This window comes from Carbonicoccus niuqiaonis, assembly GCF_050157065.1.
GTDB lineage: Bacteria > Actinomycetota > Actinomycetes > Propionibacteriales > Propionibacteriaceae > Avipropionibacterium.
The window spans coordinates 576,455-590,409 of the sequence record NZ_CP189573.1; the positions used below are offsets into that span (position 1 = coordinate 576,455).

Below are 13,955 nucleotides of genomic sequence, written 5' to 3' on the forward strand. Positions count from 1 at the left end.
GGCGGTGACGGTGCATCACGACGAGGCCCTGTTGCGGGTCGAGCTGCCGTTCGCGGGCGAGCTGCCACGGTTCCGCAACGACGACCTGGGGCTGCGCAACCTGTCGGCCCGGCTGGGCCCGCTCAGCTCGGGTGACCAGGTGGTGACCCTGCTCGATGCACCTGACCAACGGTTGTTGCGCTCGGGTGTGCAACTGGCGCATCGGGTCGCCGACGAGGTCGGCGAGTGGTACCTCGCCGCGCCGGACTGGCTGGTCGACCTGCCGGCCGAGCACGTCGTCCCGCTGACCGACGACGGCGACCTGCCCGACGAGATCCTGCAGTGGACAAGGCCGTTCCGCCGCAACGGCACCCTCGGGCCGGTGGCTGCGCTGACGGTGACGCGGCGTGAGTTCACGGTGCGCAACGTGACCGGTGAATCGGTCGGCCGGGTGTTGCAGGAGCGGGTGACCGTCCGCCGGACCGGGTTGATCACCGCCCGGTTCCACGAGGTGACCGTGCAGGTGCAGGCCGAGGTGACGGTCGAGCAGCGAGCCTGGATCCGGCAAGCCTTGATCATGGCCGGGGCCAGCGTGGTCGACGCCTTTCCACCACTGGTGCAGCGACTGGGGGCCCCGGCGACGGGGCCGAGCGACTTTCCCGACCCGGCCGACATCGAGGTCGACGCCGTCCGGGGCTGGGTGTCGGCGGTGGTGGCCGGTCACGTCCGGCGACTGGTGCTGGCCGACCTGTGCGCCCCCCGGCCGATGACGGCGGTGCAGGATCGTGCGACCCGGCTGCGGGCCGACCTGGCTGCGCTGAGCCCGCTGCTCGGCCCGGACTGGATGTCGGAGGTGTCGCTGGACCTTGCGTGGTTGGGCCGGCTGGACCCCACCGATCCGGGACCCCTGCAGGGACAGCGTTATCTCGGGCTGCTCGACGCTCTGGCGGGCTGTACCCGTCATCCCGACGTCGGCGACGCCGCCCTGCTGGACTCCCGCCAGGCGGCCGACCAGTTGATCCGCGACACCGTGGCCGAGGCGGTGCTGCAGTGCGACGCCCTGACCGACCGGAGCGACGACGATCAGTGGCAGTCGGCACTGGAGGCGGTCCGACGGGCCGCCGATGCGGCATCGCTCGGCCGACGGATCAGCAGCAAGAAGGCCCGCCGACGAGCCACCCGGGTACGGCGGGCCACCCGCGGCATCGACAGCTGCGTCGACGACGGCGCCGCGTGGCTGGTCGAACGGGCCGCCGCCGAACCGGCCGCGGCGTTCGAGCTCGGCCGCGAGTACGAGCGTCGACTTCGTCGGCTGCGCCGCAACCGTCGAAACTTCGTCGCGCACTGGGTCGACTCGACAGCCAAGCAACGGACGTGATCATGGAGCACCCCGACAGCCACGCCGCCACCCCGCCGGCCGGGACCGGTCTGTTCGTCGTCTTCGAGGGCGGCGACGGTGCCGGCAAGACGACCCAGGCGGACCTGCTGTGCAGTTGGCTGGCTGCCGAGGGCCACGACGTGGTGCGCACCTTCGAGCCCGGGGATTCCTTGGCAGGCAGGAAGATCCGCGAACTGCTGCTCAGCCCGGAGACCGGTGACCTTGACCCACGGGCCGAGACGTTGCTGTACTCCGCCGACAAGGCCCAACACCTGCACGAGGTCGTACGTCCCGCGCTCGACCGGGGTGCGGTGGTGGTGTGTGACCGCTACGTCGACTCGATGTTGGCCTACCAGGGGGCGGGGCGGACGGTCCCGCTCGAGGAGGTCACGACCCTGGCGCGTTGGGCGACCGGGGCGCTGCGGCCGGACCTGACCGTCCTGCTCGACGTCGATCCGCGGGAGTCGGTGGCCGACAAGGTCGACAAGGACCGGCTGGAGAGTGCCGGTGAGGCGTTCCATGATCGGGTCCGCCAGGGGTTCCTCGACCTCGCCGCCGCCGACCCGGGGCGGTACCTGGTGCTGCCGGCCCGTCGCGAGATCAGGTGGATCGCCGATCAGGTCGCCACCCGGGTGGCCCAACTGCTGGAGATGTTGTCGGTGCCGGCGGGCAGGATCGACCCATGACCACCACGACCGGGCCCCGGGCCGACACCGGCGGCGACCGCACCGTGCTGACCGGGGTGTGGGCCGACCTGGTCGGCCAGGAGCATGCCGTCGCGACCCTGCAGCGGGCCGCCCGCGGAGACCGACACGCGATGAGTCACGCCTGGTTGATCACCGGGCCACCCGGATCGGGCCGCTCGAACGCGGCCCGGGCGTTCGCCGCGGCGCTGCAGTGCCCCGACGGCGGCTGCGGCAGCTGTACGGAGTGCCGGACCGCGTTGTCGGGGGCCCACCCCGACGTCACCGTCGTCCGGACCGAGCGGTTGTCGATCGGCGTCGATGAGGTGCGCGAGCTGGTCCGGCGAGCCGCGATGAGCCCCACCGTCGGCCGGCGCCAGGTGTTGGTGGTCGAGGACGCCGACCGGATGACCGACAGCGGCGCCAACGCCTTGCTGAAGAGCGTCGAGGAGCCGGCGCCGCGGACGGTGTGGCTGCTCTGCGCACCGACCCCCGACGACGTGGTGATCACGATCCGCTCCCGGTCGCGGGCCCTGCACCTGCGTACACCCCCGATCGCCGCGGTGGCCGAGATCCTGCAGACCCGCGACGGGTTCGACCCGGTGATGGCGAGCTTCGCGGCCCGGGCCTCGCAGGGGCACATCGGCCGCGCCAGGCAACTGGCCCGCGACGAGGGCGCCCGGGAACGCCGCCGGGCCATCCTCGAGATCCCGCCCCGGCTGACCGACCTGGGCGCCTGCCTCACCGCCGCGCAGAACCTGGTCGACGCCGCCGCGGAGGACTCGGCCGCCGCGACCGCCGAACTGGACGCCAAGGAGACCGCGGAGCTGTCCGAGGCCCTGGGCATGGGCACCCGGGGCGCCAAGCCGCGGCAGGCCCAGGCGGCGCTGAAGGACCTCGGGGAGCAGCAGAAGGCGCGACAGAAGCGGCTGCAGCGTGACGCCGTCGACCGGGCACTGACCGAGCTCACCGCGTACTACCGCGACGTGCTGGTGGTGCAGACCGGCTCGGGCGCGCCGCTGGTCAACGAGGAACTCGCCGGCCCGGTCGAGGCGTTGGCCCGCCGCAGCGCCCCGGAGGACACCTTGCGCCGCATCGACGCGCTGTTGGAGTGCCGGACCGCGTTGGAGGGCAACGTGGCGCCGCTGCTGGCCGTCGAGGCCATGATGATCGCCCTCGGCCGCTCCCGCTGAGGGCGACACAACCGGGTGGGTCCGGGCCAGTGGGGTCCGGCTCTGTCAGGATGGGATGGATCGAGTCATCCCATGAGGAGGGACGTCATGTCCAATACGCCAACTGACCAGGGCCCCGGTCACGAGGGTGACCAGGCCGGTGGCGACGGCCGCTCACTGGCCGACCGTGTGATGCATCCGGACGGACCCGACAATTCGGCCGACGAGACCGGTACGGCCGGGAACGGGCCGCGCGCTGACGAGTCACCCGCGAACGACGGCGGGAACGACGTCGGCGGGAACGATGCCGGCGGGAACGATGCCGGCGGGAACGATGCCGGCGGGTACGACGGTGACGGGTACGACGGTGACGGCACTGATGCTGCGGGTGGGTACGACACCGGCTCCGCAGAGTCCGGTACGGCCGGGGACCAGGACCGCTACTCCGGCACCGGCCAGCTGCGTCACCGTGGCGGCTCCGGAAGGGCCGCCGCCACGTCGACGAGCGGTGCTGGGAGCGAGCCTGACCAGGGCCCCGGCGGCTACGACTACCAGCCGGCCGGCGGCCACACAGCTGATCATGGCGCAGCTGATCACGAGGCCCATGGGTACGAGGAGGCCGAGCAGGGCCGATCACATCGCGTCGACGACCCTGACGAGACCCGTGCGATGGACACCGTCCCTGCCGACGACCGCCGCGCCGACGACCGGGGCTTCCGGGACGATCGGTCAAGCGGGGCAGGGAAAGCCGCCGCCGCAGGTGCCGCGGGTGGTGCTGCGGGCGGTGCTGCTGCGGCAGCCGCGGCCGACGACCGGACCGGCGACGACCGGACCGGCGACGACCGGACCGGCGACGACCGGACCGACGACGGCGGTACCGGCGAGTCCGGCAACCGTCGGGTGACCAAGGAGGAGCTCTACCAGCGCGAGGACCGCCGGGGCGAGCAGGAGCGACTGGCCGGCCTGCGGGCCGACCACGCCGCCACCACCACCGACGAGACTCCCGCCGAGCCGGCGCCGGCCCCGCAGCCGGAGGGCAAGCGGCGCAAGACCAAGCCGCCGCGGACGACCGACAAGGTGCTGCCGTCGCTGGCGCTGTTCGTGCTGCGTGTCGTGGTGGGCCTCACGATGGGTGTCCACGGCGTACAGAAGTTGATCAGCATGGAGCAGACGGCCTCGTTCTTCGAGAGCCTGGACTTCTTCGGGTTCGCGCTGCCCCAGGCGCAGCTGCTGGCCCTGCTGACCGGTGCGGCCGAGGTGCTGATCGGGGTGGCGCTGATCTTCGGCTTCGCCGTACGGCTGTGCGGTGCCGGCGTGTTGATCATCACCCTGGGGGCCTTCCTGATGGTGTACCTGGAGCAGCTGGGCAACCCGTTCGTCGCCGGTGGTGAGGGCTTCGCCGGTGAGAAGGAGCTCGTGCTCGCCGCGGTCGGCATGCTCTTCCTGTGCGTCGGCGGTGGCTCCTGGGCGCTCGACCGGTTGTTCCGGCGGGGCCGCTACTCCAAGGACCAGCTCGACTGACCCGGGCCTCCCGTACGACCCCGTACGCCCCTCCTGCCGACTGGCGGGAGGGGCGTTCCCGTTCTCCGTCAGAACGTCCCTGGCGACGCGCCGAGCGGCACAGGCAGGCACGGCACGCGTTTGCATGATCGTCCGCCGACGCTTACCGTGTCACGCAGTTCGTTGCCGATTCGTTATCAAAGGATCGGTGGCGTCCCGGTCGGGAAAGCCGGGAAGGCCACGCAGCTGCTCGGCCGCACCCCCGCCGGCGGCTGCTCACCGGGAGCGTCCCGGGTGGTGGCGGGGGCGGGGCGCTCACCCGACAGCAGCCCTGCAGGCCGATCCGTCAAGGAAGGGAACACGCCATGAAGCCCGTCATCGTGTCACGTGTCATCGGAGTGGCCGCCTCGGCCGCCCTCGCCATCGGCGTCGCGGCCGCCATCGCCCCGCAGCAGGCGGCCGCCGACAGCGTGTGGGACCGCGTCGCCCAGTGTGAGTCGACCGGCCAGTGGGACATCAACACCGGCAACGGCTACTACGGTGGCCTCCAGTTCAGCCCGACCACATGGTCCGGCTTCGGCGGCGGGCAGTACGCCCAGTACGCCCATCAGGCAAGCAAGTCCGAGCAGATCGCGATCGCCCGCCGGGTGCTCGCGGTGCAGGGTCCCGGGGCGTGGCCCACCTGCGGCCCGCGTGCCGGACTGACCAAGGCCAACGGCGGCGCCGACCGCAACGCGACCGCCGGCTCCGGCGGTGGCCAGAGCGCCCCCAACACGGCCCCCCAGCAGTCGACCCCCAAGCAGTCCACGCCCAAGAAGTCGCCGGAGCGCCAGGGCAACGTGATCACCGTTCGCAGTGGTGACACCCTGTCGAAGCTGGCCCGCAAGCACGGCACCGAGGGTGGCTGGCAGGCCATCGCCGAGGCGAACGACCTGAGCAACCCGAACTTCATCCGGATCGGTCAGCAGCTGGTGCTGCCCTGACCTGACGGACAGAACCGCGGTCACCACCGGGGACGTGCTGAGGCGCTGCGTACGCTGGCGGCATGTCCTCGGTTGGTGACCGCGCGGCCGTACCGCGCCCGTACGTCATGGTGGTGGTCCTGTTCTGCGCGCTCGTGCTGTCCGGCTGCTCGGCCCTCGAGTTGCCGTGGACCGATCGCGGTCCGACGCCGCCACCGACCACGCCGAGTGGGCCACCGTCTTCGGCCACCCCCAGCTCGGGTGGCACCACGTCACCGACGCCGACCCCGGCGACGCCGACGGTGGCCCGCTCCACCGCACCGATCCCCGACGTCCTGCCGGAAGGCTTCCGCCAGCCGCCGCCGGGCAACGGGCTGTCGCGCTACACCGAGCAGGAGGTGGACTGGCAGAACTGTGGGCAACGGCTCGAGTGCGCCGAGATCGCCGTCCCACTCGACCACGACGACCCCGACGGCGTCGCGATCACGCTGGCAGTGAAGCGGTACGACGGGGGCAGCGGCACCCAGGGCAGCATCTTCCTCAACCCGGGCGGCCCAGGTGGTTCGGGCTACAGCATGCCCGACTCGTACGGTCAGTTCTTCGCCGGCGAGTTCGACACCATCGGCTGGGACCCGCGCGGTGTCGGCCGGTCCACCCCGGTGAAGTGCTTCAACGGTGCCGATCTGGAGAAGTTCTACGAGCTCGATTCCACGCCCGACGACGAGACCGAGGAGCGGGAGCTGGCCGAGGGGACCCGCGCGTTCACCATGTCGTGCCTGGCGTTGTCGGGCCGCCTGCTCGAACACGTGTCGACCGTCGAGACGGTCAAGGACCTCGACCTGATGCGGCGGGTGGTCGGTGACGAGAAGCTCACCTACCTGGGATTCTCGTACGGCACCGAGATCGGCGCGGTGTACGCCCAACTGTTCCCGCAGCACGTGGGCCGGTTGGTGCTCGACTCCGCGGTCAACATCACCCAGAACGCCTCGATCATCCAGGCCCAGGGCTTCGACCGGGCCCTGGGAAACTTCGCTCAGTGGTGTGCCGACGGCAACTGCGAGTTCGGCAACAGCGCGGATGCGGTGATCACGCGGATCACCGACTTCCTCGACGACCTCGACGCCAACCCGTTGCCCGTCGGTGATCGGGAGCTGACCCAGAGCCTCGGTGCGCTCGGGGTGCTCACCCCCCTCTACCAGGACGAACGGGTGTGGCCATACCTGCGCACGGCTCTGGGGCAGGCGTTCGCCGGTGACGGGTCGATGCTGTTGCGGTACGCCGACTCGTACAACCGGCGCGATGCGGACGGGCAGTACGGGCAGATGCTGTTCGCGTTCAACGCGGTCCGTTGCCTGGACGAGGGTGACGGCGGGCTGGCCGGTGCGGAGCAGGAGGCGGCCGAGGCCGCCGCCAAGGCGCCCGTCTTCGGGACCCATCTGGGACCGGACCTGATGTGTGCGATGTGGCCGGTGCCGGCCCGGGAGCCGGTCGGCAAGATCACCGGACCGGGGGCACCGCCGATCCTGGTCGTCGGGACCACCGGCGACTCCGCCACCCCGTACGAGTACGCCGAATGGATGGCGGCCCAACTCGAGTCGGGCGTGCTGCTGACCCTGGACGGCGAGGGCCACGGCGCCTTCGGCGGCCCGAGCGCGTGCATCAACGACGCCGTGCTGACCTACCTGACCACCGGTCGTACACCGCCCGAGGGCACGGTCTGCCGCTGACCCGGACACTCGCGATTTTCGTACGTACGGCCGGGCTGGCTATAGTTGGTCCTCGGCTGCCGGACCCGGCGTGCCACGCCGCCTTAGCTCAGTCGGTAGAGCGACGCTCTCGTAAAGCGTAGGTCGCCGGTTCGATTCCGGCAGGCGGCTCTTCATGTTCCTCCGTCCACCCGTCACGGGTCGCGTACTGTCGAGGTGACCCACCAGCAGCGGATGACGACGACGGCGAGGATGGCCCGTGACGATGAAGAACGTGCTGACCGGCATCGGGTTGGGGGCTGCTGCCGCAGTGGGCATCGCAGGGCTGGTCGCGGGCGGTTGGGCGCTGCGCAACCTGAAGTCTCCGGCGTGGGGGATCGCAGCAGCCGAACGTGCCGGCTTCATCGAGAAGCAGGTGACCGTCGACGGTGTCCGATTCAACTACGCGGCAGGTCCGGCCCAGCGGGACGCTCCGCCGTTGCTGTTGATCCACGGGCAGGGCGCGGACTGGAAGAACTACTACAGCGTGCTGGCCGAGTTGTCCGAGCACTACCGGGTGTACGCGGTGGACGTGCACGGCCATGGCGGCACCTCCCGTACGCCCGAGAAGTACTGTGCGCCGGCGGTCGGGGCCGATCTGGCCGGGTTCATCGAGAAGGTGATCAAGGAGCCGACCGTCGTCGCCGGCCACTCGTCGGGCGGTCAGCTCGCCGCCTGGCTCGCGGGACACCGGCCCGAGTGGGTTCGCGGAGTCGTGCTGGAGGACCCGCCGCTGTTCACCACGCCGCTGCCCAGGGCCGAGAAGACCTGGAACTGGGTCGATCTGGCCACGACGTGCCATGACTACCTGGCCGCGGACACCGACGACTGGATCGGGTACCACTTCGCCAACCAGCGACTGTGGACCTTCTTCGGTGACGCGAAGGATCCGATCGTCCGGTACGGGTTGAAGCAGCACACCAGGCATCCGGGCAGGCCGATCACGTTGTTCTTCATGCCGCCGAGCTGGAATGACGTCCAACGTTCCTTGGCCCGGTACGACCCGCGCTTCGGCGAAGCGTTCTACACCGGAGCCTGGGAACGTGGATTTGATCATGAGCAGACGCTGCGAGGGATCCGGGCGCCCACGGTGTTCATCCATGCCAACTGGACCTACAGCGATGACGGCGTCCTGCAAGGAGCGCTGGACGACGATGATGCCGAGCGAGCCCGTTCCATGATCAGTCAGGTGCAGTTCGAGCGCGTGGACAGCGGCCATGCCGTCCACGCCGAGGAGCCGCCCACGTACATCGAGATCCTCGTCGACCTCAAGCAGCGCCTCGGCTGATCAACCACCGGAGGCGGGAGTTCGAAGTTCAGTCGCCAGTTGCGCGATGCGCTGGGTGATGTCATCGCGGATGAGGCGCATGCGCTCCATCCCGGTGATGCCTCGGGTGGAGGGTTCGTCGGTGTACCACCGTTCGATGGGAGCGGTGCCGGGGTTGTCGATGGAGACTTCCTGACCGAGGAGGATGACGCGGTCCACGGTGTCGAGCAGTTCGGGGTCAATCGGCTTGGGGTGTTCACCGCCGACGGATGCGCCGACCTCGGTGAGGCTGGCCACGGACTCGGCGTTGAGGCCGCTCCCCGGGTGGGTGCCGGCGGAGTGGACGTCGACGGTGCTGCCGACGTGGTGGCGCATCAGGGCGGCAGCCAGCTGGGACTTGCCGCCATTCTTCACGCACACGAACAGCACCGACGGCCGTCGGACCGGTACCACGTCGAGCTCGTCGAGGAGTACCAGCACCCGACGCTTGATCTCGTCCCGGATCGGACGTACCGCCTCGATGCCGTGTCCGGCCGGGTCGTCGAGAACCCAGTCCTCGTAGCGTTTCCCGGGGCGGTAGGGGCAGGCATCGCCGCAACCCATCGTGATGACGACGTCGGAGGCCTCGACGGCCTGGTCGGTCAGCACCTTCGGTTGTGCCGTGGTGATGTCGATGCCGTCCTCGGCCATGGCCTGCACGGCAACGGGGTTGATGGACGCCGCGGGGGCGGAACCGGCGGAGCGGACCTCGACGGCGCCGCCGGACAGATGGGTGAGGTAGCCGGCGGCCATCTGGGACCGACCGGCGTTGTGCACACAGACGAACAGGACGGAAGGCTTCGACACGTGGTCTCCTGATCAGACGGCGAGTTCCCGGAGCGGGCCGGTCACCCGGTGGGTGAGGTCATCGCGTACGGGCCCGGCAGGTGTGGTCATCGGACCGACTCCTTCTCGGGGGCCACCGCGACGGGTCGCGCATCGGTGAACCAGCGGCGGGCGAAGAGGCTGACGTAGACGAGGCCCACCAGCACGGGGACCTCGATCAACGGTCCGACGACGCCGGCCAGGGCCTGACCCGAGGTGACCCCGAAGGTGGCGATCGCGACCGCGATGGCGAGCTCGAAGTTGTTGCCGGCCGCGGTGAACGCCAACGTGGTGCTCCGTCGGTAACCGAGCCGCAGGCCGCGGCCCAGGAGCATGCCGGCGGTGAAGGTGACCGCGAAGTAGATCAGCAAGGGCAACGCGATCCGGGCGACGTCGAGCGGCCGGGCGACGATCGTGTTGCCCTGCAGGGCGAACAACACCACGATCGTGAACAGCAACCCGTACAGGGCGAAGGGTCCGATCTTGGGTAGGAACGTGTTCTCGTACCAGTCGGTGCCCTTGGCCCGCTCGCCGTACGTGCGGGTCAGGAACCCTGCCAGCAAAGGGATGCCGAGGAACACCAGGACGCTCCCGGTGATGGTCAGGATCGAGAACTCCGCCGAGGTCGTCGGTAGTCCCAACCAGGACGGCAGCAGCTGGAGGTAGAACCAGCCGAGTGCCCCGAACGCGATGACCTGGAACACCGAGTTGATCGCGACCAGGACGGCGGCTGCTTCCCGGTCACCGCACGCGAGGTCGTTCCAGATCAGCACCATCGCGATGCAGCGGGCGAGGCCGACGATGATCAACCCGGTCCGGTACTCGGGCAGGTCGGGCAGGAACGCCCAGGCCAGCACGAACATGAACGCCGGAGCGGCGACCCAGTTCAGGACCAGGGAGGTGATCACCAGTCGGCGGTCCTGGACGACGTGGCCGACCTCGCGGTAGCGCACCTTCGCCAGCACCGGGTACATCATCACCAGCAGCCCGATCGCGATCGGCAGCGAGACCGAGCCGATCTTGACCGAGTCGAGCGCACCGGCGAGTCCCGGGACCAACCGTCCCAGCAGCAGGCCCAGGGCCATCGCCGCGAGGATCCAGGCCGGCAGCCAACGGTCCAGTGTCGAGAGCCGGGCCATGGCCGAGTCGCGGGCCTGCGCCGGGGTGGTCGTCTCGGTGGTCATGGCAGGTCTGCCTCGGTCGGCTTGGTCGCCTTCACGATGGCGCCGTGCATGCCATCGGCGACCTGATGGGTGAACGTGACGGACGCGTCGACGAACCCGGCCGCGGCGAGCTGGGCCAGGTACTCGGCCCGCGACAGCGCGCCGGCGATGCAGCCGACATGGCTGCCCCGTTCGGCTCGCTCCGCCTCGGACAAGTGGTCTTCGGCGACCACGTCGCTGATCCCGATCCGACCACCCGGTGCCAACACGCGGGACATCTCGGCGAACACCGTGGGCTTGTCGACCGACAGGTTGATCACACAGTTGGAGATCACCACGTCCACCGACGCCGCGTCGAGCGGGAGGTCCTCGATGGTGCCCTGGTGGAACGCGACGTTGGTCACGCCCGCCTTCGCCGCGTTCCCGCGGGCCAGCTCGACCATGCTGTCAGTCATGTCGACCCCCTGGGCGAAGCCGTCCGGCCCGACCCGACGTGCTGACAGCAGGACGTCGATCCCGCCACCGGAGCCCAGGTCGAGCACCCGTTCGCCGGGCGCAAGGTCTGCGACAGCGGTCGGGCTGCCACATCCCAGGCTGGCCAGGACGGCTGTCTCGGGGAGCCCGATCAGGTCGCTCCGGTCGTAGCGGGCCGAGCCGAACGACTCATCCACCTCGATGGCCGCCCTCGGGCCACAACAGGACCCACCGTCAGCCCCACACGAGGCGGTGCCATCGCCGTCGAGCACCGTCAACGCCGCCGCGGCATACCGTGACCTGACCTCGTCCTGCACCGCATCGGTGCCGGTCCCGCTTGCCATGTCCCCTCCAACTCATCGATGGTCGTCAATGGAATTCTAGTCACAACCAATCGATGTCTGTCAATGTGTTGCTACGGTTGGTGGCATGGCGACCCCGGTGACCCTCCTCGACCCCCAGTGCTGCACGCCGCTGGCCCACGACATCATCAGCCGAGACGAGGCCGAGTCGCTGGCCGTCACTCTCCGGGCGCTGGCGGATCCGGCGCGACTCCGGCTCATCTCGCTGGTCGCGGCCCACGACGGCGCTGAGGCCTGCGTGTGTGACCTCACTGAGCCGGTCGGCCTGTCGCAACCCACCGTGTCCCACCACCTCCGGGTGCTCGTCGATGCGGGGATCCTGACCCGGGAACAGCGGGGGCGTTGGGCCTACTACCGCCTCGTTCCCGAACGCCTCGACGGCATCGCATCGCTCCTGGCCACGCCGGTGGGCTGAGCCTCAGGCTGACGTGATCGGCGGTCCGGAACCTGTGGCGCTGTGGCCGTCGGGTCGGTGTGTCGCTGCCGCTGAATCTGGGTCCCTGACGGGTGCTGTGAGCGTTCCGTCGATTGTGGTCGGGGGTGGGGTTTAGTATCGAACACGTGCTGCAATACTCGGGTCCTGAGGGTGGTCGGCCGTTCGATCCGGCCGACCCGGGGCTCGACGTGCCCGACGACGACGAGCCGCCACCCCAGCTCCTGCCGCTGACGCCGGAGATCGTGGTCAGCCAGATGACCGGCGGCCGGCGGCTGCGGATGCCCACCGAGTGCAACGAGCTGATCAGTGCGACCGATTGGGCCGATCTCCATCCCGGCGAAACCCTCCCCACCACGACCACCCTGCAGCTGGTGCCGGGTGCGGAGCGGGCCGTGCGGTTGGGTGGGGACGGCACCCCGCTGGTGGCGGAGTTCGCCGCCGCGGAGCTCGCGGCATTGGTGCACTCCTCGAGTTGGGCCGGGGCCCGGTTGATCGGTGACGCGCTGGATCTGCGGCACCGGCTCCCACGCTTGTGGTCACGGATCTGTGAGACGGAGATCGAGGCGTGGCAGGCCCGCCGGATCGCCCAGGCCACCCGCCATTTGGCCAAGCACGAAGCCGGATACGTGGACGCGGCGATCGCCGACCAGGTGGGTCGGCTGCCGTGGGGACGGCTGCAAGCGTTGGTGGACGCGGCGATCATCGAAGCGAACCCCGAACGCGCCGCGCTGGCCGACCTGGTCGGGAAGGCCGACAAGAAGGTCCATGTCGGCCAGTCCGACGACCACGGCCTCACCACCGTCTACGCCCGGGTCGATGCTGCTGCGGGGATCTGGCTCGACGCGATCATCGACCGACTCGCCGACCTCCTCGCCGCTCAGGGTGACGAGTCGAGCAAGGACAACCGCCGTGCCACCGCCCTCGGCCTGCTCGCCCACCCGGCCCGAGCCATCCAACTCCTCACCACACCCGACACCGGCGAAGAAGCCGGAACCGACACTGCCGGGCCAGACACGGCTGGACCTGACACGGCTGCGCCGGGCACGGCTGGGACGGACGCTGCCGGCACGGACAGCGGTGCGGGTGACGACGACGAACCGGATCTGTTCGACGACCCGGAACCGCCAGAGCCTGACTTACCAGACCCCGACGGCCCGGAACATCCGGGCACCCCGGGTCGGCCGTTGACCGAGGCCGAGATTATCGCCGCCGTGCGACGGCTCGACCCGGACAAGCTCCGGCCCCGCGTCCTGCTGAACCTTCATCTGGCTGAGCAGACCGTCCGCACCGGTGCTGGTGTCGCCCGCACCGAAGGCATCGGCCCCCAGGCAGCCGACACCGTGCGCGCATGGTTGGGTGACTGCACCATCCTCTTGCGGCCAGTCATCGACCTTCCCGCCGGACTCACCCCGGTCGACGCGTACGAGATCCCCCAAGCAATGCGCGACCACATGCAGCTGCGGCAACCCGTCAGCAGCTTCCCCTTCGCCGCCAGCCGCGGCAAGCTCGACCTCGACCACACCATCCCCTACCGCGCCGGCTGCGGCCCTGGACAGACCCGGATCGCCAACCTGGCCCCGCTGTCACGCCTCGAGCACCGACTGGTGACCCACGGCGACTGGTCCAGGCGACAACCCGAGCCCGGCACACTCCTGTTCCGGGCGCCCCACGGCCACATCTACCTGGTCGACCACAACGGCACACACCCACTCGGCACCACCAGCTTTGCCCAGGCCGTGTGGAACACCGCCACGCCCGAACAGCCGGCACGACCAGGTGTCACCGGGCACGACCAGTGACCGCCGGGCCCAGGCCAAGCAGGCAGGGTCCGGGTGGCCGTACCCCTTGAGCCCGGCTCACCGAACGATCATGCGGTGAGCCGGGCTACCCACCTGCCCACTCGCGGTCATGGCTGTCGTTGCTGCGATGCCGTCGGAGGCAGCAGGCGGAAACCGCTCACGCGCGACGTG

General features: G+C 70.1%; 12 protein-coding genes, 1 tRNA gene and 1 pseudogene. 10 read left to right on the top strand and 4 right to left on the bottom strand.

Features of this window, described 5'->3' with window-relative positions; all coding sequences use genetic code 11:
- Positions 1-4: 4 nt before the first annotated feature.
- The 8 genes from ACQBAU_RS02555 to ACQBAU_RS02590 all read left to right on the top strand — a co-directional run bounded on the left by ACQBAU_RS02555 (position 5) and on the right by ACQBAU_RS02590 (position 8,707).
- Positions 5-1,357, top strand: a complete 1,353-nt coding sequence (locus tag ACQBAU_RS02555) for a hypothetical protein (RefSeq protein ID WP_465255310.1) — start codon at positions 5-7, stop codon at positions 1,355-1,357.
- 2 nt (positions 1,358-1,359) lie between these two features.
- Positions 1,360-2,043 carry a dTMP kinase gene (tmk, locus tag ACQBAU_RS02560; RefSeq protein WP_465255309.1) on the top strand — a complete coding sequence of 228 codons (684 nt, stop codon included), beginning with the start codon at positions 1,360-1,362 and terminating at the stop codon, positions 2,041-2,043.
- Positions 2,040-3,233, top strand: a complete 1,194-nt coding sequence (locus tag ACQBAU_RS02565; RefSeq protein WP_465255308.1) for a DNA polymerase III subunit delta' — start codon at positions 2,040-2,042, stop codon at positions 3,231-3,233. Before tmk ends, ACQBAU_RS02565 begins: the two co-directional genes overlap by 4 nt.
- An 87-nt stretch (positions 3,234-3,320) precedes the next feature.
- Complete coding sequence (locus ACQBAU_RS02570; RefSeq protein ID WP_465255307.1) at positions 3,321-4,733, top strand: DoxX family protein; 1,413 nt, start codon at positions 3,321-3,323, stop codon at positions 4,731-4,733.
- A 344-nt stretch (positions 4,734-5,077) separates the two neighbouring features.
- Positions 5,078-5,695 carry a transglycosylase family protein gene (locus tag ACQBAU_RS02575; protein ID WP_465255306.1) on the top strand — a complete coding sequence of 206 codons (618 nt, stop codon included), beginning with the start codon at positions 5,078-5,080 and terminating at the stop codon, positions 5,693-5,695.
- A gap of 62 nt (positions 5,696-5,757) precedes the next feature.
- Entirely contained in the window at positions 5,758-7,401 is a 1,644-nt protein-coding gene (locus ACQBAU_RS02580) for an alpha/beta hydrolase (RefSeq protein WP_465255305.1), read from the top strand.
- A gap of 77 nt (positions 7,402-7,478) precedes the next feature.
- Positions 7,479-7,551, top strand: a tRNA-Thr gene (locus ACQBAU_RS02585).
- Between the two features lie 94 nt (positions 7,552-7,645).
- Positions 7,646-8,707 (top strand): alpha/beta fold hydrolase, encoded by a 1,062-nt coding sequence (locus ACQBAU_RS02590; protein WP_465255388.1) that lies wholly within the window; start codon positions 7,646-7,648, stop codon positions 8,705-8,707.
- Here the strand turns inward: ACQBAU_RS02590 and ACQBAU_RS02595 are convergent, their stop codons facing one another.
- From ACQBAU_RS02595 to arsM, 4 genes and pseudogenes are all read right to left on the bottom strand, one after another.
- A complete protein-coding gene (locus ACQBAU_RS02595; RefSeq protein ID WP_465259490.1) occupies positions 8,708-9,061 on the bottom strand; it encodes an arsenate-mycothiol transferase ArsC in 354 nt (117 codons plus the stop codon).
- Positions 9,062-9,142: 81 nt separating this feature from the next.
- A pseudogene (locus ACQBAU_RS02600) lies at positions 9,143-9,478 on the bottom strand (arsenate reductase/protein-tyrosine-phosphatase family protein); the annotation flags it as partial.
- Between the two features lie 140 nt (positions 9,479-9,618).
- The gene (gene arsB / locus ACQBAU_RS02605; protein ID WP_465255304.1) at positions 9,619-10,734 is read right to left on the bottom strand and encodes an ACR3 family arsenite efflux transporter; all 1,116 of its coding nucleotides are present in this window, start codon (positions 10,732-10,734) and stop codon (positions 9,619-9,621) included.
- Positions 10,731-11,531 carry an arsenite methyltransferase gene (arsM, locus tag ACQBAU_RS02610; protein ID WP_465255303.1) on the bottom strand — a complete coding sequence of 267 codons (801 nt, stop codon included), beginning with the start codon at positions 11,529-11,531 and terminating at the stop codon, positions 10,731-10,733. Before arsM ends, arsB begins: the two co-directional genes overlap by 4 nt.
- A gap of 85 nt (positions 11,532-11,616) precedes the next feature.
- On the opposite strand from arsM, the gene ACQBAU_RS02615 reads away from it, so the two are divergent.
- Complete coding sequence (locus ACQBAU_RS02615; protein WP_434548534.1) at positions 11,617-11,964, top strand: ArsR/SmtB family transcription factor; 348 nt, start codon at positions 11,617-11,619, stop codon at positions 11,962-11,964.
- A gap of 146 nt (positions 11,965-12,110) precedes the next feature.
- Positions 12,111-13,784, top strand: coding sequence for a DUF222 domain-containing protein (locus tag ACQBAU_RS02620; RefSeq protein WP_465255302.1), 1,674 nt, complete (start codon positions 12,111-12,113; stop codon positions 13,782-13,784).
- The last annotated feature ends 171 nt before the right edge of the window (positions 13,785-13,955 follow it).

What these genes read in the sequence shown, in the direction of transcription:
- tmk (WP_465255309.1), top strand. Translation starts at nt 1,360, where the DNA reads ATGGAGCACCCCGACAGCCACGCCGCCACCCCGCCGGCCGGGACCGGT.
- ACQBAU_RS02565 (WP_465255308.1), top strand. Translation starts at nt 2,040, where the DNA reads ATGACCACCACGACCGGGCCCCGGGCCGACACCGGCGGCGACCGCACC.
- ACQBAU_RS02570 (WP_465255307.1), top strand. Translation starts at nt 3,321, where the DNA reads ATGTCCAATACGCCAACTGACCAGGGCCCCGGTCACGAGGGTGACCAG.
- ACQBAU_RS02575 (WP_465255306.1), top strand. Translation starts at nt 5,078, where the DNA reads ATGAAGCCCGTCATCGTGTCACGTGTCATCGGAGTGGCCGCCTCGGCC.
- ACQBAU_RS02580 (WP_465255305.1), top strand. Translation starts at nt 5,758, where the DNA reads ATGTCCTCGGTTGGTGACCGCGCGGCCGTACCGCGCCCGTACGTCATG.
- ACQBAU_RS02590 (WP_465255388.1), top strand. Translation starts at nt 7,646, where the DNA reads ATGAAGAACGTGCTGACCGGCATCGGGTTGGGGGCTGCTGCCGCAGTG.
- ACQBAU_RS02595 (WP_465259490.1), bottom strand. Translation starts at nt 9,061, where the DNA reads ATGCGCCACCACGTCGGCAGCACCGTCGACGTCCACTCCGCCGGCACC.
- arsB (WP_465255304.1), bottom strand. Translation starts at nt 10,734, where the DNA reads ATGACCACCGAGACGACCACCCCGGCGCAGGCCCGCGACTCGGCCATG.
- arsM (WP_465255303.1), bottom strand. Translation starts at nt 11,531, where the DNA reads ATGGCAAGCGGGACCGGCACCGATGCGGTGCAGGACGAGGTCAGGTCA.
- ACQBAU_RS02615 (WP_434548534.1), top strand. Translation starts at nt 11,617, where the DNA reads ATGGCGACCCCGGTGACCCTCCTCGACCCCCAGTGCTGCACGCCGCTG.